The 17,400-nt window shown below is 55.8% G+C and carries 18 protein-coding genes; 6 read left to right on the top strand and 12 right to left on the bottom strand.

Features of this window, described 5'->3' with window-relative positions:
• The 3 genes from ACP5VX_RS02130 to ACP5VX_RS02120 form a co-directional block, all read right to left on the bottom strand.
• Nucleotides 1-529 (bottom strand): ECF transporter S component (locus tag ACP5VX_RS02130; RefSeq protein WP_428724255.1); only part of this gene is annotated, 529 nt, incomplete at its 3' end.
• A 68-nt stretch (nt 530-597) separates the two neighbouring features.
• On the bottom strand, nt 598-1,899 hold the full coding sequence (locus ACP5VX_RS02125; RefSeq protein ID WP_428724254.1) for a pyridoxal-phosphate dependent enzyme: 1,302 nt from the start codon (nt 1,897-1,899) through the stop codon (nt 598-600).
• The gene (locus ACP5VX_RS02120) at nt 1,896-2,369 is read right to left on the bottom strand and encodes an Lrp/AsnC family transcriptional regulator (protein ID WP_428724253.1); all 474 of its coding nucleotides are present in this window, start codon (nt 2,367-2,369) and stop codon (nt 1,896-1,898) included. The genes ACP5VX_RS02125 and ACP5VX_RS02120 overlap by 4 nt, the downstream gene beginning before the upstream one ends.
• Before the next feature lie 86 nt (nt 2,370-2,455).
• Between ACP5VX_RS02120 and ACP5VX_RS02115 the strand changes: the two genes are divergently transcribed.
• The 3 genes from ACP5VX_RS02115 (at nt 2,456) to ACP5VX_RS02105 (ending at nt 5,546) form a co-directional block, all read left to right on the top strand.
• Nucleotides 2,456-3,754 carry a glutamine synthetase family protein gene (locus ACP5VX_RS02115; protein ID WP_428724252.1) on the top strand — a complete coding sequence of 433 codons (1,299 nt, stop codon included), beginning with the start codon at nt 2,456-2,458 and terminating at the stop codon, nt 3,752-3,754.
• A 61-nt stretch (nt 3,755-3,815) separates the two neighbouring features.
• Nucleotides 3,816-4,517 (top strand): ERCC4 domain-containing protein, encoded by a 702-nt coding sequence (locus tag ACP5VX_RS02110; RefSeq protein WP_428724251.1) that lies wholly within the window; start codon nt 3,816-3,818, stop codon nt 4,515-4,517.
• Entirely contained in the window at nt 4,518-5,546 is a 1,029-nt protein-coding gene (locus tag ACP5VX_RS02105) for an MraY family glycosyltransferase (RefSeq protein WP_428724250.1), read from the top strand.
• On the opposite strand, the gene upp is transcribed toward ACP5VX_RS02105, so the two are convergent.
• From upp to ACP5VX_RS02075, 6 genes are all read right to left on the bottom strand, one after another.
• A complete protein-coding gene (gene upp, locus ACP5VX_RS02100) occupies nt 5,543-6,190 on the bottom strand; it encodes a uracil phosphoribosyltransferase (protein ID WP_428724249.1) in 648 nt (215 codons plus the stop codon). The two genes, ACP5VX_RS02105 and upp, sit on opposite strands and share 4 nt — an antisense overlap.
• Before the next feature lie 98 nt (nt 6,191-6,288).
• On the bottom strand, nt 6,289-7,026 hold the full coding sequence (locus ACP5VX_RS02095) for a P-loop NTPase (RefSeq protein WP_428724248.1): 738 nt from the start codon (nt 7,024-7,026) through the stop codon (nt 6,289-6,291).
• A 10-nt stretch (nt 7,027-7,036) separates the two neighbouring features.
• Complete coding sequence (gene hypA / locus ACP5VX_RS02090) at nt 7,037-7,426, bottom strand: hydrogenase nickel incorporation protein HypA (RefSeq protein ID WP_428724247.1); 390 nt, start codon at nt 7,424-7,426, stop codon at nt 7,037-7,039.
• A 26-nt stretch (nt 7,427-7,452) separates the two neighbouring features.
• The gene (locus ACP5VX_RS02085) at nt 7,453-8,646 is read right to left on the bottom strand and encodes an MFS transporter (protein ID WP_428724266.1); all 1,194 of its coding nucleotides are present in this window, start codon (nt 8,644-8,646) and stop codon (nt 7,453-7,455) included.
• Between the two features lie 35 nt (nt 8,647-8,681).
• On the bottom strand, nt 8,682-9,959 hold the full coding sequence (locus tag ACP5VX_RS02080) for a hydroxymethylglutaryl-CoA reductase, degradative (RefSeq protein ID WP_428724246.1): 1,278 nt from the start codon (nt 9,957-9,959) through the stop codon (nt 8,682-8,684).
• A 53-nt stretch (nt 9,960-10,012) separates the two neighbouring features.
• Complete coding sequence (locus tag ACP5VX_RS02075) at nt 10,013-12,151, bottom strand: DEAD/DEAH box helicase (protein WP_428724245.1); 2,139 nt, start codon at nt 12,149-12,151, stop codon at nt 10,013-10,015.
• A 121-nt stretch (nt 12,152-12,272) separates the two neighbouring features.
• On the opposite strand from ACP5VX_RS02075, the gene ACP5VX_RS02070 reads away from it, so the two are divergent.
• Nucleotides 12,273-14,246, top strand: a complete 1,974-nt coding sequence (locus tag ACP5VX_RS02070; protein WP_428724244.1) for a molybdopterin biosynthesis protein — start codon at nt 12,273-12,275, stop codon at nt 14,244-14,246.
• Nucleotides 14,247-14,324: 78 nt separating this feature from the next.
• Here ACP5VX_RS02070 and ACP5VX_RS02065 read toward each other — a convergent pair whose 3' ends face one another.
• Nucleotides 14,325-15,065 carry a hypothetical protein gene (locus ACP5VX_RS02065; RefSeq protein ID WP_428724243.1) on the bottom strand — a complete coding sequence of 247 codons (741 nt, stop codon included), beginning with the start codon at nt 15,063-15,065 and terminating at the stop codon, nt 14,325-14,327.
• The gene (locus ACP5VX_RS02060) at nt 15,062-15,502 is read right to left on the bottom strand and encodes a 4Fe-4S ferredoxin (RefSeq protein WP_428724242.1); all 441 of its coding nucleotides are present in this window, start codon (nt 15,500-15,502) and stop codon (nt 15,062-15,064) included. Before ACP5VX_RS02060 ends, ACP5VX_RS02065 begins: the two co-directional genes overlap by 4 nt.
• 85 nt (nt 15,503-15,587) lie before the next feature.
• Here ACP5VX_RS02060 and ACP5VX_RS02055 point away from each other — a divergent pair, with 85 nt between their 5' ends.
• Both ACP5VX_RS02055 and ACP5VX_RS02050 read left to right on the top strand, forming a co-directional pair.
• Entirely contained in the window at nt 15,588-15,941 is a 354-nt protein-coding gene (locus ACP5VX_RS02055) for a DUF2258 domain-containing protein (RefSeq protein ID WP_428724241.1), read from the top strand.
• Between the two features lie 55 nt (nt 15,942-15,996).
• Entirely contained in the window at nt 15,997-16,824 is an 828-nt protein-coding gene (locus ACP5VX_RS02050) for a nitrilase-related carbon-nitrogen hydrolase (protein WP_428724240.1), read from the top strand.
• Between the two features lie 13 nt (nt 16,825-16,837).
• Here ACP5VX_RS02050 and ACP5VX_RS02045 read toward each other — a convergent pair whose 3' ends face one another.
• Nucleotides 16,838-17,233, bottom strand: coding sequence for a hypothetical protein (locus ACP5VX_RS02045; RefSeq protein ID WP_428724239.1), 396 nt, complete (start codon nt 17,231-17,233; stop codon nt 16,838-16,840).
• Between the last annotated feature and the right edge of the window lie 167 nt (nt 17,234-17,400).

Here is a 17,400-nt window from a genome sequence, read left to right as displayed (position 1 = left end):
GGGCGAGGGGCTCGAGGGACTTCACAATGTATTTCGTCACACCGTAGACCACTACAGCTCCGAGCAGGACCGTGACGAGAAGCCAGCCGTACCATGGTATGAACACCTCGCTAGACGACAAGCTGAACCAGAGCCACGAAGAGGGCCCCAACATGACCGTGCCAGCCCAGTAGGACACCCCGTAGTAGAGACCCAGGGCGTAGACCGCGCCTACACTAGCGGCCGCGACGGCCTTCTGCCTGGTTCTCCTGAAGAGCCCTACTAGCACCCCTGCTAAGTAGCCCTCGGCGAACTTTATGACAAAGGTGGCGGGCGCGAAGATAGCGTACCCTGTGGTCAGATCGGCTAGAGAGGCGCCGACGCCGCCCGCTACCGCCGCTACTATTGGGCTGCTGATCAGAGCGGCCAGGTAGATCATGGACTCCCCTAAGTTGAAGTAGCCTCCTGTGACAGGCTGGTATATCTGGAGAGCCACCGTGGCTACGTACACGAGAACCGTGAAGACTACAGCCTCGAGACCTCTCCTCACTCTTTGTCACCAAGGTATCGCTATGTCTTCACACATTTTAAAGTTAAAACTTTAAGAAGGGCTTTAAGTCACTTTTCCACGTAGTACCTCTTCCTACCACCCTCCTCAACGACCTTGACAAGGCCCTTCGAAGCCAGCTCTCTCAAGTGCTGGTAGACGGCTTGAGGAGATATGTTTAAACCAAGCTTCTTCCAGACCTCGTACCCTGTAAGCCCGGGGTGGTTCGTTAACACCTCGAGTATGAGTCTCTTAGTCACCCCGGGGAAGACCTCTGTGAACTTAAGCCTCCTGGCTCTAGCGTATGCCTCCGGGGACTTAAGCCCGTGACTCGTGACTAAAACAACACTCTTGTCTAACGGCTGCTTCAGGAAGCCGGCGAACCCCACCGCGGAAGAGGCCTCGGCGAAGAGGCCCTCGTTGCGGCTCAACTTCTCGGCGGCCTCGATGGCCTGCTTCCTAGTCACGGTCACGACATCGCCGTTCTCTTCGATCAACCTCAGCACGTGCTCGTAGATGACCGGCCTGTAGTACCTCAGCCCGGGCAGGGGCTCCTCGCCGCACGGGGAGACGTTGTACAACGCGGAAGCGTACAGGGGTCTACCACAGGGCTCAACCCCCACGAGGAGCGGGACCTTTCCCATGACACCTAGCTCGACGAGCTCCTTGAAGCCCAGGTAAAGGGAGAGTAGTGTCAGCCCGCTACCTAGTGGTAGGTAGACCGCCTCCACAGAAGAGCCGAGCTTCTCGTAGATCTCGAAGGCGATCGTCTTCAAACCTTGAACGGACAGGTAGTTGAAGGTGCTTGAAGCGTTGTAAAGGCCTTCTTTCCGGCTCCTCTCCTCGACGTACTCCAGTAGCTCGTCTAGGCTCCTATTGTCAACGATCACCCTGGCCCCAAACGACTTCATCAGTATGATCTTCTCCTCCTCGACCCACTCCGGGACGTATATAGTTGCGGAGAGGCCTGCCCTCGCGGAGTAGGCAGCTATGCTCGCCCCAGTATTCCCGTCACTAGCCAACACGACTCTCCGCTGATTACTAGACAGGGCGTCGCTCACCATCAAGGCAGCCGCACGGTCCCTGAAACTGCCTGTAGGGTTCCTCGTCTCGTCCTTGAACCACACCACCAGGTCTCCCTCTACAGCTCTTCCAGCCCTAAGAAGGGGTGTAGAGCCCTCGCCGAGCGTCACCTTCTCCTTGATACCCGGTAGGAGGCTTGAGAACCTCCACACCCCCTCGCCCGCTTGCGTCTCCCACCTAGGTTTGTAGACAGGTCTCACGAGCCCTCCGCAGTGTGGGCACACGAGGTACCTCTCGTGTACATAGGTGCGCCCGCACCTCTCGCACTTGGCGAGTAGACTAGCCGTCACAAGGGCAGCCTCTTCTCCTCTTTAGCCACCCTGAAGATAATGCTAGTCCTGCTCTGCTTAATATATGGGTGTTTAAGGAGCCACTTGACGAACTCGTCTAGCTCGCTGATGCTCTTGAAGGAGGCTATCACCGCGACGTCGAACTCGCCCGTTATATCGTAGACTGCCTCGACGTTCTGGTGCCTCGATATGTCGCTCTCGACGTCCAGTATGTGCTTCCCGTCCACGTTCAACAGGATGAGGGCCTTAACGGTGTACCCAAGCTTGCTGTAGTCGACCTCTACAGTAAACCTCTTGATAACCCCCGCCCTCACTAGCCTAGTCACCCTCTCGTGGACTGTCGATACAGGCTTAGAGAGCTCGCGAGCGATGTCCTTCAACCTACGCTTGGAGTCCTCCCGTAAAATTTCCAATATTTTCTTGTCAACCTCGTCGAGTAACCCTGGATAGCTTTCGGGCCTCTTCCTCAAGCTTTGGAATCCCGTTCATAAACTAGCATTCAGACTTTTTAAACTTTCCAGTATCTTAAATAGGCCCATTAAAAGGTGGCCGAAAGATGTTGACACACCTGTTGTTCACTGACTTGGCGGGAAAGCTTAGGAGAGTCACTCTAAGAATAGACGGGAACCCGGAGCTTCTAGAGGGTTTAGAGACGATAGTCGACGGCTCTAGTCTACTAGGCTTCCTGAGGGTCGAGGAGAGCGACCTACTAGTAAAGCCCGTGTCGAGTAGACCTATCGTGACGAGGTACGTTGAGGGCAAGCACTTCATATCTGGGCTCTTCAAGAACAAGACCACGAGATACAACAAAGACCCCAGACTCGTAGCGGAGCGACTTGTCGAGTACCTCAAGGACGCGGGGCTCGAGGCACGTGTGGGCGTGGAGCTGGAGTTCTACATCGTCGAGTCGGTGGAGTCCAGGCTTACACCCGTCTCTCAGATCCTGAACGTTAAGCTAATTGAAGGGGCGGAATTCCCCCAGTCCTCGCTGTGGTTTGTCAAGACCTACGACTCTCCCGGAGAGGACAGAGTAGGCAGGCTGTTGAGTAGTGTCCTGGCAGAGCTCGAGAGAAACGAGCTCTACTTCAGTAAAGTCCACAGAGAGAACGGGCCTAGAGGGCAAGTAGAGGTCTCGACGCCCGCCGGAACACCTATCGAAACTGCCGACTTCGTCCAGCTCTTCAAGTACATGGCGAGAGTAGTGGGTGATAGAGAGGGGTTCACACCGGTCTTTCTCGCGAAGCCGTTTCCAGACGACTACGGTAGTGGAATGCACGTGCACGTAAGCCTTTGGCAGGGCGCCTCCAACATATTCGAGGAGGAGGGAAAGTTAAGCGATGAAGCGCTCTACTTCATAGGGGGTCTACTAGAGCACGCGAGGAGCCTGGCCGCCTTCACTAACCCGACAGTCAACAGCTACAGGCGGCTCGTAGAGGGCTTCGAAGCGCCCGTCTACGTGTCTTGGGGCTTAGGCAACAGGACTACGACTGTGAGGGTTCCAGCCCAGCACCAGAGCAGAGTCGAGTACAGGCCGCCCGACCCCACGTCTAACCCCTACCTCTCAATCCCGGCCATCATCATGGCCGGTTTAGACGGCATCAGGAGGAAAATAGCCCCGGGCGAGCCGACGTCGCGCAACCTGTTCGAGGAGGGCTCGGGCTGGAGTACTCGTGACAGAGTGCTCCCGAGAAGCCTAGAGGAGGCTTTAGAAGAGCTTGAATCGGACAACGAGTACCTACGACCTGTCTTCGACCGCGAACTACTAGAGTCTTACATCGAGTTGAAGAAGAGGGAGGCGAAGGCCTTCAGGTCTTACCCGACACCCGTCGACTACTTGTTCTACCTCGAGTATTGAGTTTTAAAGTATCCGCCGACCTTATCACATTGTAGGCAAACAGCCTGGCAGGTGACCAGCATTGAGCCATCTTCTGCTAGCTCCAGTAGACGTGATTGTAGACAGTAGAGAGGACTCCAAGCACCCCGATTTCAGAAGGGCTCTGAGCATGCGGGGGCTGAGGGTCTCCGTCCAACCCCTTCCAGCGGGCGACTTCCTACTGCTCGCGCCCCCCGATAAGCAGTGTATTCTGGTCGAGAGGAAGACTGTGGACGACTTGGCCAACAGCATAAGGGACAACAGGATATGGGAGCAGTCGAAGCTCCTACGCGAGGCGGCCGAGAAAGATGGGCACCAGCCCCTCATAGTGGTCGAGGGCTGGATCGGCGCCCTGGAGAAGTACAGGGGTTGGAAGATACAGAGCGTCCTGAGAGTTCTAGACACCCTGATGCTGGACTTCAAGATACCCGTCCTCAACACACCCAACGCCGAGGCCACTATCGAGTGGATCGTGGCGAAGTCTAAGAGCCTCGGGGAGACCAAGGATAAGAGGGTCTTGAGGATGAGGGTCGAGAAGAAGCCCATGGACTTGAACGAGAGGATCCTCTACGTTGTCGAGGGTCTAGCCGGGCCGACCATCGCGAGGAGGCTCCTCTCCCACTTTAAGACTATCAGGAATTTAGCTAACGCCTCCATATCCGACTTGCTGAAAGTCGAGGGTATAGGCGAGAAGAGAGCGCAGGAAATATACGCGGTCTTGAACACGCCTTGGAGGGAGTCGTGATTGGACGCAGTCACACTACTCTTCGCGCTCCTGTCCGCGTTGGTGTCCTTCACCAGCTCTCTGGTAGGCGTGAAGTGGTGGATTGGTAAAGCCCACGCGATCGGTTTCGTGGGCAGAGACATGAACAAGCCAGGGCACGTAGAGGTGGCCGAGGCCGGCGGCGTTTGGGTCTCGCTCGGTGTCGCACTAGGGCTCCTGACCTTCATAGGGCTGGAGACCTACGTCTTCAACGACCAAGACCTCGTCAAGGAGTACACCTCGCTCGCATTAATGCTCTTCATGTCGGGCTACCTCGGCTTCCTCGACGACGTACTAGGCTGGAAGAAGGGGTTGAGGGCGGTCTACAGGGTTTTACTCATGGCCCCCATATCACTGCCGCTCGTCATCCTCAAAGTGGGTATACCAACCATAACGCTGCCTTTGATAGGCACGGTAGACCTCGGTCTGATCTACTACCTCGTACTGATACCTCTCGGCGTGACGGGGGCCAGCAACGGGTTTAACATGCTGGCGGGATACAACGGGCTTGAGGCTACACAGGGGATCCTGCTAGTCCTGTTCTCGGGAATACTCGGCCTAATGAAGGGGCTCGACGGCCTCTTCACAGCATCGCTGATAATGGTGGCCGGGATAGCTGGTTTCCTGGTATTCAACAGGTACCCTGCCAAGGTCTTCCCGGGTAACACCTTCACGTACGCTACCGGCGCGTACTTTGCTGCACTAGCTATCCTGTTCAAGACCGTGAAATTCTCTCTAGCTCTTTTCACGCTCTACTTCGTCGAGCTAGCGCTGTTCTTGAGAGGGTTGAGAGACGGCGTCTACAAGGAGAACTTCGGGAGGCCCCTTCCAGACGGGAGCCTACTACCCCCCTACGACAAGTCCTATAGCCTCACTCACGTCGCTTTGAAGGCGCTGATCAAGATGAGGGGGAGAGCCAGGGAGCCCGATGTGGTGTTGTTTATCGCGCTACTCCAGACCCTAATCGGGGTTGCAGCACTAGTGTTGAGTGCGGCTGGCCTGCTCTCTTAGTACTTTGTCACATAGTCGGGGGTCAGACTCCTGTCCCCCGCGTCTCCTATGCCCGGTACAATGAAGAACCTGTGGTCTAGCAGTGGGTCGACCTCGACGGCGTAAACGGGGACGTCAGGGTGTTTGCTCCAGAAGTACTCAAGACCTCTCTTGGAGGCGAGAATAGTCGCCGCGATGATGTCGCGCCCACCCCTCTCCGACACGAGCTCGACGACTTTGGTCATCGTCTTACCAGAGGCGAGGGTGGGGTCCACCACTATCGTTGTGTAGAACGCGAGATCTGCTGCGATCCTCTCGTAGAATATCTCCACCTCGAGCTCCCCGTCTGCGATCCTCCTCCTCGCACCCACGAGGCCTAGACCAGCCCAGGGTAACGCGTCCCAGATCCCGTGCATCATCGGGATTGAAGCGCCGAGCACGCCTATTATGTAGACGGGTCTCGAAGGGTAGACTCCCTCAGCCTTGGCGAGGCCCGTCTCGACGAAGAGCCGCCCCCACTTCAGCCTCCTAGAGACCTCGTAGCCGACTATGAAGCCCAGCTTCCTGACGGCGTCTCTGTAGGACCTAGGCGTTGTGTTTTTGTCTCTAAGAACGCTCAAGTAGTACTTCGCGAGCGGGTTATCTATTAAAACAAGCTCTCCCAACTAAAAACACCGGGGTTGAAATATTCTCACAGCCGGCTTTTAACAAACTCGCTTTGACCAAAACCGTGTCTACTAGTTGCTCCTGCCCGTGGATGCGTTCAGCCTTCGCTCACCAGTTTGTCGACAATGCTCTCAAAGAAGCTCCTCAAGGGGCAGCGCCTCACGTTCTCTAGAGACCCGATACAGTTGTCGAAGCCGGGATAGAAGGGCACGTAACCTAGGTAGGTTATCCCAGGCTCCTTAAACACGTCCGCCAGGCTGCCCCCACCCATGTTCTCCACCAAGAAGATCTCCCTCAGGCCGGACTCACGGAGCAGAGATATCATCTTCCTAACGCTGTTCACCGATAAGGGGCTGGGAGTCGTCACTACCACCGGCTTAACGACCTCCCCTAGTCTGTAGACTATGTCCATGTGCTCGTCGCTCATCCCCGGGGGCGTGTCTATGAACAGGTAGTCTAGCCCGTCTAAACGGAGGATGGAGAGCAACTCGAAGAGGGCCCTCGACACGTTCTCCCCTCTCAGGGGTAGCGGCGAGTCCCTTGTGAAGGCCGCCGGGGTGACGTAGCGAAGTTTCCCGACCAGAGCCGGGAATATGCCCTTTTCCTCCACATACCTCACCTCTCTTGGGTCAATGCCGAGCACTATGTGCGTGGACGGGTTGGTGAAGTCCAGGTCTACTAGACCCGCACTCGCGCCTCTCTCGGCGGCGTAAAACGCCAGCATCGACGAGAGCGTAGATTTACCGACACCGCCTTTACTGCTGAGTACAACGTAGGTCTTCTTAACAGTCGTCAACTTCTCTTTGACATGGAGTATTCTGAAGTCCAGACGCACCACCCCCAGGCTAGCCAGGGACCACCTCGGCTACCTCCAGCCCCCTCCCCTTGACTACCTTGAAGTCTCTGCTCCCGCACCTCGGGCACCTGGTGTAGGCGAAGACGGCCTCGGGCAGGAAGTGTATAGACTCCCTCACCTCTTCTCCTAGATCACCCGGGTTGAGGGACCACTCGTAGCCGCACCTGTTGCACTTGAATACGGCCTCCTCGTCTTCCAGTACTACGTCTCCTAGACTCACGTTGTACAAACCGGCGAGCTCGCGTATCGAGAACAAGAGTACCTCCTTGTCGATACTCTGCAACACACCCACTCTCAGCCTCAAGGTCTTGATCCTAGGACCGTAGACGCTCGCAACGTACCTTAAGAGCGCCTCCGCGAGACTCCACTCGTGAACCATTCGGCCACCCAATGTTTAGATCTCTGCTACAGTATATAAGCGAGGTACGCCGTGGAGGCGATGCCGATAAAGAACGACAACACGAGCGAGTTGAACGGGTTTAGAGCTGTATACATGAGTCCCGCCACGTAAGAGGCGAACGCTCCTCCCAGGGTCTCGAGCGTCCTCTGGATGCCTGTAGCCCTACCCCTCAACTCTATAGGGAGGACGTGTGTTAGAGCCGAGGATATAGCTGAGCCGACCACCAACCCGCCGGCGTTCGAGACCACCACGCCCACGTAGACAAGCGCTATGAGCCCCCTGTTGATGTACGGGAGAGCTAGGAAGAGCTGGCCGAGGGCTATAAGAGAGCTCGCTGCGACTGTCACCCTCCTGTTGTGCACGCTTATACGCGCGGACAGAAAGAGGGAGGTCAGTATCGAGGAGGCCGTCCCCAGCGTTGTCGCTATCCCCCAGTCTACAGCGCTCATACCAAGCCGGTTAATGGCGTAGATCGCCCCAAAGGTGTTGACCACTGCGAGCGTCAGCTGGTTGAAGAAGGCGGTGTAAACGTAGTACTTGATAGCCTTGCTCAACACTGGCCGGTAACCGGCTAGCTCGACCACCACGCCTGATAAGTCCTTGTCCCTCGGGCTGAAGGTCTCCTTCAAGGCCTTGATCCTCAGTATGGACACGACCAAAGCTATTACGCCCGATAGTACGAACCCCCACCTGATACCGCTGACGCCGTACATGTCGTACAGGGCGCCACCCACTACCGGCATGAACAGCCACGGCAGGCTGGAGAACGCGTTCAAGACCATGAAGCCCTTCATGGTCTTGTCTCTCGGCATGGAGTCCATTAGTATAGCTGTCAGAGCCGGCTGGTAGAAGTGGCTCGCGTTGTCGACAACCCAAACCACTGTGAGGTACCTCCAGTCCGGCGCGAGCGCGTAGAAGAACTGTACGGTCGCGACCATGAAAGTGCCTATTATAATAGGCTTCACTCTACCCCAAATATCCGTCAGTATCCCGCCTATCGGCAGGAACACCGCGAGAGCCACGAGGCCTAGAGACCTCATGATGGAGATCTCGATGTCGCTGGCACCCAGGCTCCTGGCGTAGACGGAGAAAAACGGCATCACTAGAGCGCTGCTCAGGGCGAATAAGAACCAGGATATCGCCATTACCCCGACGTTACCGGACAGTAGGAGCCTCAGCTCCGCCAGGTAGCTCTTCACACCACTCAAAAAGTCGGCACCTTCGAGTTAGAGGTCTAGACCTTCTCTCCTCTTAAGTACGCCTCGAGGAGCTGCTTCGCGTACTCGTAGCTGATCTTACCGTCTCTCACCATCCTGTCGGCGATCTTGTCGACTAGGTCTCCTGTAGCACCCGCGGTTATGGCCAAGTTTCTAGCGTGCAACCTCATGTGGCCGCGCTGAATACCCTCCGCGACGAGCGCCCTAAGCGCGGCCAAGTTCTGGGCTAGCCCCACGGCCGCCATGACCTCGGAGAGCTCTTTCGCCGTCTTAACCCCCAGTATCTTGAGGGCTATCTTCGCTATTGGGTGCACCCGGGTAGCGCCGCCGACGGTCCCCACTTGAAGCGGTATCTCGAGGGACCCCACAAGGTAGCCCTCCTCGTCTATCTCCCACCTACTGAGAGGCTTGTAAACACCCGACCTGGCCGCGTAAGCGTGAGCGCCCGCTTCTATAGCTCTGTGGTCTTGCGCCGTCGCGAGAGCAACCGCTATAATTCCGTTCATTATACCCTTGTTGTGAGTGACAGCCCTGTAAGGGTCTGCCTCGGCTATTATACTCGCCTCGACTATCCTCTCCGCGATCTCTCTCCCGCCCACGTTCTCCGGGCTCGTTCTAGCCCAGGCCCTCACGATCCTTCTCGTAGCGTAGTTCGAGAGTATCCTCAGCCTCGCCTCGCCACCTGTGATCCTCTCGACGAGCGGGGCTATCGACTCGACAATGGTGTTGATCGTATTGGCACCCATTGCGTCGACGACGTCGACGATGATGTGGACTATTAAAATAGGCCCCATCCTCGAATCCACCACCCTGACCTCGAGATCCCTGGGCCCGCCACCCAGGTTGACAATGGTGGGGGTGCTCTTCTTCGCCTCTTCCAGTATTTCTTGTTTCGCTTCGAGGATCTTCATAGCCTTGTAGTGGGGTGCCCTACACCCGACTATGTGAATCTGGCCGATCATTTCCTGCGGTCCTGCCAGGCTCCTGATCCCCTCGCCCTCCCTCAACATCTTGGCGGCGTTACTGGCGGCAGCGACAACGCTCGGCTCTTCAATGACCATTGGGACTAGGTAGTCTCTACCGTTTATCCTGAAGTTCACCGCGACGGCGAACGGGTAGGTCATGCCTCCTACGACGTTCTCTATCATGGACTCAGCTACTTCTCTCGGCAAGTTACCGAGGTTGCCTAGAGCCTCCACCTCTTCCTCGGTTAGACCGGCCCACTCGGCAACGATCTTGAGCCTCTCCTTCATGTCGAGTTTGTAGAACCCCTGTATCCTACTAGTTCTCTCCACGCTAAACACCGATAAGACTACTATCTCCGTCGCAAGGTAATAAAAGGGTCTAGTCAGCCTTCGACTTTGAAGCCCATGCTCTTCAGCTCCTCGTAAATAGACTCGACTAGCCTGACACCAAAGCCTGGGAGGGAAAGTAGCTTGCTCCTAGGCGTCTTTGCCAGGTCTTGGAGGGTCTTAATGCCGTGGTTTATCAAGATCCTTGCCCTCACCCTCCCGATCCCCCTCAGTCTTATCAGCTCAAGAGCGTCTTCCTTGACCCCGTACTGGACCCGCAACGATAGCCGGTTCAAGCGCGTAGAGAACGTGATGTTGCCTAGAAGTCTTTCGATCTTGGCGAGGGAGCCGGCGATCCAGGCGACCGTCTCCCTCATAGTGTAGAGGTCGCCTGGGCCTATCTCGTACTTGCTTGCTATCCTGTCCTCGTCTACCTCGTTTATCCAGTCCCTGAGAGCGAGCGCGTGGACGTAGCCCGTTATCAAATTGTCTATTTCGGCCGAGCTCATTCTGCCCAGCCCTATCCTCCGCGCCAGGCTCGAGTTCAGGGCCTCGTCCTCGAACACCTCCACTACGCTGTCGGGTATGTATGGTCTACTCCTGACGTAGTCGACAGACGTCGTTATCAAGTGCAGGACGTCCAGCTCGTCGAAGTCTTCTGGTCTATACTTGATGAAGTAGTGGACCGTTAGCGGGTCGAGGTACGTGAACGACGTGAGTTTACCGAGTCTAGTCGCCCTTAGACCGCCCTCGTACCACTCGACCATTCTCATCTCGACTAGCGCCCTTATCGCTCTCTCGACCTGATTCGAGAAGACTTCTATACCGCCGTACTGACGAGCCCCTAGTGTTTGGCTGTAGACGTCCATCACCTTTTTCAAGTCGCTCGCGTCTCCCCCGGCTATCAGCGAAAGGGTGTGAATCCTCAGACTCCTCTCGCTGGACACCTTGCTCACGATGTTCTCGGGGCCCGAGTTTATGTACTTCAGGGCCTCCTTCTCGCTCTTCGCGTCAGCTATGATCGCCTCGCCTATCTCGTCGTACCTAGGTCTACCGGCTCTACCCGCCATCTGCTTGTACTCGAAGACAGGGATGTTCACCATCTTGGACGATGTAGGGTCGTATCGCTTTATCGAGACGATGACCCTCCTGGCGGGCAGGTTGACGCCTGCGGCGAGAGTCGGCGTGGCGAACACAACGCTGAGAGCTCTAGCCCTAAAGGCCTCCTCGACGGCCCTCCTCGCCTGAATGGACAAGCCCGCGTGGTGGTAGCCGACCCCTTTCTCCATCAAGGCGAGCAGTTTTTCTCTCTCCATTCGACTGGGGCTCTCCGACAGCCTCTCTACGACCTCGCTTGTAAGCCCTCTCGACTTCGGGACGCCGATCAACGCGGCCGTGGTCTCGGCTAGCTCTTCGACCCTCCTCCTGTTGTGGACGAACACCAGGACCTGGATGCCCTTCGATAGGGACTGCGAGACCAGGTTGAGTATCCTGTCGTCGAACTCGTCTTCGACGTCCTCCGACCCCCCGTCGGCAAAAATTATGCTACCGGCCCTCTTGTCGTAGTAGCCTTCTCTCAGCTTGACGGGACGCCACGCTACGTCGACCAGCTTCGCGCCGAGCCACTCGGCCAACTCCTTCGGGTTCCCTATCGTTGCCGACAAGCCTATTACCCGCGCGGAGAGCGACCTAAGCCTCGCTATTATCATCTCGACTACGGGGCCCCTCTCCGGGTCGTTGATCATGTGGAGCTCGTCGACCACAACAGTGCTAACCTTCCTGAGCCAGAGCGGCTTAATCCTGAGGAGGCTGTCAAACCTCTCGTACGTCGCGATCACCACGTCCTTGTCTTCGAGGTCTTCCGCTGGGGAGTCGTAGTCCCCTGTCGATATACCCACTTTGATTCCCAGCTCTTCGAGCGCCTTGAACTCATCGTACTTCTCGTTCGCGAGAGCCCTCAAGGGGAGGAGGTACACTCCCTTACCCCCTTCTTGAACCGCCTTGACAATCCCCATCTCTCCTATGAGCGTCTTGCCACTTGCTGTGGGAGCAGAGACGACGATGTTAAGGCTGGAGAAGAGGCCGCTCCTCACAGCCTCCTCCTGTACCGGGTTGAGTGCCTCTATACCCCTCCTAATCAACAAGTTGATGTACTCCTTCCTCAGCCCGTAAGACTCGAGCTCTTCAACTCTCAAAACAACACCTTACCAAGACCTCACTACTTCCTCTGTCTCTTAAAAGACGGGGCCCTTTCACAAAACCGGATTTTATCTCTCACGGTGGATATAATCGTTACCAAGGCTGGGTGGTCCGGGTTTGTCTAGGAAGCTCTTCCACAGCCTAGTGGGGCTCGAGGAGGCCTTTAAGATAATCAGCTCCTACTACAGGCTCGAGCCGCTTGGAGTCGAGAGGGTCCCTCTCGGTGAAGCCCTGTTTAGAGTCCTGGCGCAAGACGTCTACTCACCAGTAGACTACCCACCCTTTGACCGTAGCGAGGTGGACGGGTACGCTGTACGGTCGCTCGACACTTCGTGGGCCGACGAGCTGAGCCCGGTGAAGCTTAAGATCAAAGGGAGAGTTGAGGTCGGCGAAGTCCCCTCCCTGAGCGTTGAGGAGGGTGAGGCCGTGGAAGTGGCCACGGGCGCTATGTTGCCGAGGGGTGCCGACGCCGTCGTCATGGAGGAGCACGCCAAGGCCGGCGACAGCGAGCTGACGGTCTACAGGAGCGTGTACCCGGGCGAGAATGTTAGCACGACTGGTAGCGACGTATCGATAGGCGACCTCGTGCTCCAGAAGGGCGTCGTCCTTACCCCCGAGCGCATAGGTCTACTAGCGGGTTTGGGCATCAGGGAGGTCTTGGTGTACAGGAAGCCACGCGTAGCTGTGTTCTCGACAGGCAGGGAGGTGGTGCCGCCGGGGTCTCCGCTAAAGCCGGGGCAGGTCTACGACGTCAACAGCTACCTAGCCGTGTCGTTCCTAAACTCCATCGGTGCCAGCGCCGTTAACCTAGGCATCCTCCCAGACGACGAGAGGACTATGCGGGAGGAGATCGGCAAGGCTTTGGAGGAGTTCGATCTAGTCTTAACAAGTGGCGGGACGAGCGCCGGCGTTAGAGATGTAGTATACAGGGTGTTCGACGAGCTGGGCGAGCCCGGAGTCATTATCCACGGGCTAAAAATTAGACCTGGAAAACCGACGATTGTTGCCGTCGCGCGGGGCAAATTACTCGTAGGACTACCGGGGTTCCCTCTCTCCTGCTACATAGTCCTCCAGAAGCTGGTAAAGCCTATCATCTACAAGCTAGCGGGCTTGAGCTCGCCTGAGCAGGAGGTCGTGAGGGCGGTGCTACCGGTGAAGATCAGGAAGAGGGCGGGTTTCACGATGTTCGTGCCCGTGGGGCTTGTGTCCTCGGATAAAGGGTTCACCGCCTACCCTCTCCAATCGAGTAGCGGCAGTATAAGCTCCCTCGTGTACAGCGACGGGTTTATAACTATAGGAGAGAGCGTCGAGCTGGTGGACGAGAACGAGCCTGTGGAGGTCGAGCTGGTGAAGGGCTTCAAGCCCACCGCGAGGCTTGTCGTCATAGGCAGTAACGACCCCCTGCTCTATAGGCTTATCAGCGAGCTCGGACTGGCCGATAAAGCCAAGATAATACCTGTCGGTAGCATGGGCGGCTGGCACGCTGTGGCTAGAGGAGAGGCCGACATTGCCCCAACGCACTTACTAGACGAGGAGACGGGTCTTTACAATACCCCATACCTCGAGAAGCTGGGCTTGAAAGGGAGGGCCGCGATTGTTAAGGGGTACAAGAGGCTCATCGGCCTCGTGTTCCCCAAGGGCAACCCGAAAAACATCAGGGGTGTCGAGGACTTTCTCAGGTCTGACGTTAGAATAGTTAACAGGAACAAGGGTTCTGGCGTACGCGGGTTCTTGGACATCGAGCTGAAAAAGCTAAGTGCGCGATTAGGCGTAGGATTCGAAGATCTGGTCAAAAGAATCAACGGCTATTTCTACGAAGTTAGAACACACACAGCGGTAGCAGCCGCCGTGAGGCATGGAAGGGCTGATGTGGGGATCGCCGTAGGCTGGGCCGCTGAGTTGTACGACCTAGACTTCAAACCACTTGGCTGGGAGGAATTCGACTTTCTAATCCCGGTCGACAAGCTTGGAAGAGGAGAAGTGGCCAGGTTCGTAAACGCGTTGAGAGACAGGGAGTTCATGGAGAGGCTTGCGAGCGAGTTCAAGCCTTACTACCAAGTAACAGACGCCACTGGGAGCGTGGTGTACTAGAAGGCGCCGTCCAGCGATTGCGTAGAGGTCTATACACGGACTGGGTACGCCCCTGCTGTTAACTCGCCTAGCCGCTCTTCACTTGGTAAGTAGGTACTTAACCTCCACGTGGAAGCTCCTGAACCTGTCAACGAACTCCTCTAGCACAGCAAGCTCCTTGAAGCACACGATCGGGGTTAGCGAGCCGAGTAGAAGGGGGCCCAAGGCTATTAGCTCGTCGCTCACACCTATACCGAGTCTGAGCCCGACTCGACGAGCCCCTATCTTCCGGGTTACGGACTCCTCAACTATCTCTGCGTAGTTTTCTATACTGTTAATCGAGACCTTCACCTGGGCTAGGAAGAACGAGTTCAGGGCGCTGTAGAGCTCGAAGAGTACTACTGCGTAGAAGAGCGTGTTGTACGAGATCAGCGAGAGTATGCCGGCCAGTATCGCCAGCGGGTACCACTCCATGTAGGTCTTGAAGCCCCGTTCAAACTCTAGCGTTGCCACCTCCAACGCCTCGAGCCTAACTCCTGTCCTCTCCCACACAAGCCTGGCAAGTGCAGAGCCATACTCGTGGAGGCTTTCGGCCAACCGGCTTGTCGACGAGATCAAGTATACCATCATGGCCGTCGTGAAAACGACGCCGAGGAACCCGAACATGAGTGCTATTCTCAAAGACTCTTCTGGAAGCTCTAGCAACTCCTTCAGAGCCAAGAAGAGGACGTAGGCTGGGCTCAGCGAGCTTACGTAGAGCGACACTAGCACGGCTCTGTTAGAGGCGCTGATCCCCGCTAGCTCCCTGACAATGGAGTCCATTCTCTTGGCCAGACTCATAGTGAGCCCTTTTTCAAGAGCTTCTCAACGCGGGACAGAAACCTGCTCGCCTTGACGGCTTCGTGGGATACCTCCAGTAGCTCGCCTTCGTGGATTACGAAGTGCCTCCTCTTCACGTTCTCTGGATTCACTACCTTGAATACCTCCTCGACCATCCAGTGTAGTTGGGTGCAGTGCATACTGCCGTCAACTGTTAAAACCGAGACCTCCTCGTAGACCCCTCTTCTAAGCATGCCCGCCAGCTTGAAGCCGACCATGTTCACGTGCTCTGCCTCTAGGCAGACCGATAATGGGCAGTAGCCACTCTCCACAAACCTCTTGTACACGTCGGGGTGCTCTACCTCGACGCACCTCCCCACGATCAGGATTTTTCGACAGCCCCTGAGAAGCCTCGACTTGGCGTTCAAGTCGATGAGCCTTGGGGCAGTATATACCAATTTACAGCACCGCACAAGATGTAATCTGATTACTGACGAGTAAAAAATATTATAGGGGTTTAACAAAGCAATATTTGGGAAAAACATGTCTGTAGTGAAGACGGGCCCAGTCCGCCTAAGCGGGTACGCTATCAAGTTGAGAAAAGTGGTAAACGCATCCGTGTCCACCGCTCTCAAGAACAGGCCCGAGGTCTCAAAGAAGGAGGTCCAGAAAAAAGTCAACGAGGTTTTGACAAACCTGAATAGGGCGATTTACCAAGTTCTCGTAGAGAAGTACATGGCGCCGAAGGACGCTATCGTGAACATAGAGCTCGAGTACGAGCTAGTAGACACCGAGTTCAAGATCAAGAACTTGAAAGTAGACCTGTACGAGCTGAACACGTCGATCTCGGAGGAGGCCACGGCCGAGCTAAAGAAAATGCTCGAAATAGGAGCCTAGTTTTTACCCACCTACAGGTCTGCATTACTGGTCACACTTTAGTGGGGGTGAGGAGATGGCCGACTCTGTCACAGTGGGTATTGTCCAAGCAGACCTGAGCTCGACGCCCCTCGAGAACGCGGAGAAGATCGGTAGGCTTGTGAGGAGCGGGTTCAAAAACGCAGACTTGGTATTGACGCCCGAGTACAGTATGGCAAACCCGTTGAAGGTCAAGGACCCTAATCTATTCTACGACATAGCCGAGAGTGTCGGGGAGAGTAAGTTCCTTGACGTAATCGAGAAGGTCGCCCGGGAGACAGGTTCCGTGGTCGTGACCCACTTCGTAGAGAAGACGGCAACCCGGCCGAGGACTCTTAGCTCGAGTATAATGGTCGGCCCCGACGGCTCTCGTAAGAGGCTGTACAGCAAGATCCACTTGTTCGACGCTTTCGGGTACAGGGAGAGCGACTTCTTCGACGAAGGCGAGGCACTTAGCGAGACAGTCAACTTGAAGAACTTCAAAATGAGAGTAGCCATCTGCTATGACCTGAGGTTCCCCGAGCTGTTCAGGCTGTACGCACTAGAAGGGGCCGACATAGTCCTGGTACACGCGGGCTGGGTTAAGGGTTTCATGAAGGAATCCCAGCTAGACTTCCTCGCCAAGGCTAGGGCGCACGAGAACACCTTCTACCTCGTCTTGTCGAACCAGGTAGGCGAGCTGTTCACGGGAGGTAGCGGTGTCTACAGCCCTCTCGGCTACAAAATCAGGGACCTAGGCTTTAAGGAGGCCTACGTCGAGGTAACCCTTGACAGGGAGGAGCTTAAGACGGCGAGAGAGCTCGTGCCAGTCGTAAACCAGGCTGTAACGAAATGGAGAGTAGAGAAAATAAAAAAGAGGAAATAAGGAGGCTTAAAACTCACTTAAGGGCTTCCAACCTCTTCATTATCTCCTGGTACATCTCCTCGCTCGCGAAAACAGCCTCGACCTCGCTGTCTCTTACCTTGACAACGAGGCCCTCAAGCGGGTGCTTAGGCGGGTCGGGTAGGGTGGGGTCGGGCTTCTCCTTACCGATGTAGACCCATCTGACTCCACCTTTCTCGCTGCGCTCGATCTTGTACCAGTACCTGCCGTAGTAGTAGTACTTTGTCTTGACCGTGTCCTTCTCCTTCCTAACGGCGATGTGAACAGGTTTTAGGTAATAGCCTTTCTGGCGAGCCGTGTTGTTGTACTCGTAGATCTGCTGGAGGTAGTCCGCTATTACTATGTTCAACTTCTTGAGGAAGTCTAGCGACTCCTTCACCTTCTTTTTCATCCGTCTTACCGGAACCTCCATGTTTTTCAGCCCATGGGAGTCCTATCACTTGTTATCAAAAACGTATTTTCATCATCCTATATAAATTTTAGCACAAAAAACTTATTAACTGTTTTTTCAGCTGGGTGTTATGTTTATCAAACGGCTAGCCTTGACTAGTACGACTA

Source organism: Thermogladius sp. (assembly GCF_049970955.1).
In the GTDB taxonomy this organism is placed as follows: domain Archaea; phylum Thermoproteota; class Thermoprotei_A; order Sulfolobales; family Desulfurococcaceae; genus Thermogladius.
This window is presented reverse-complemented; position numbering and strand designations above follow the sequence as displayed.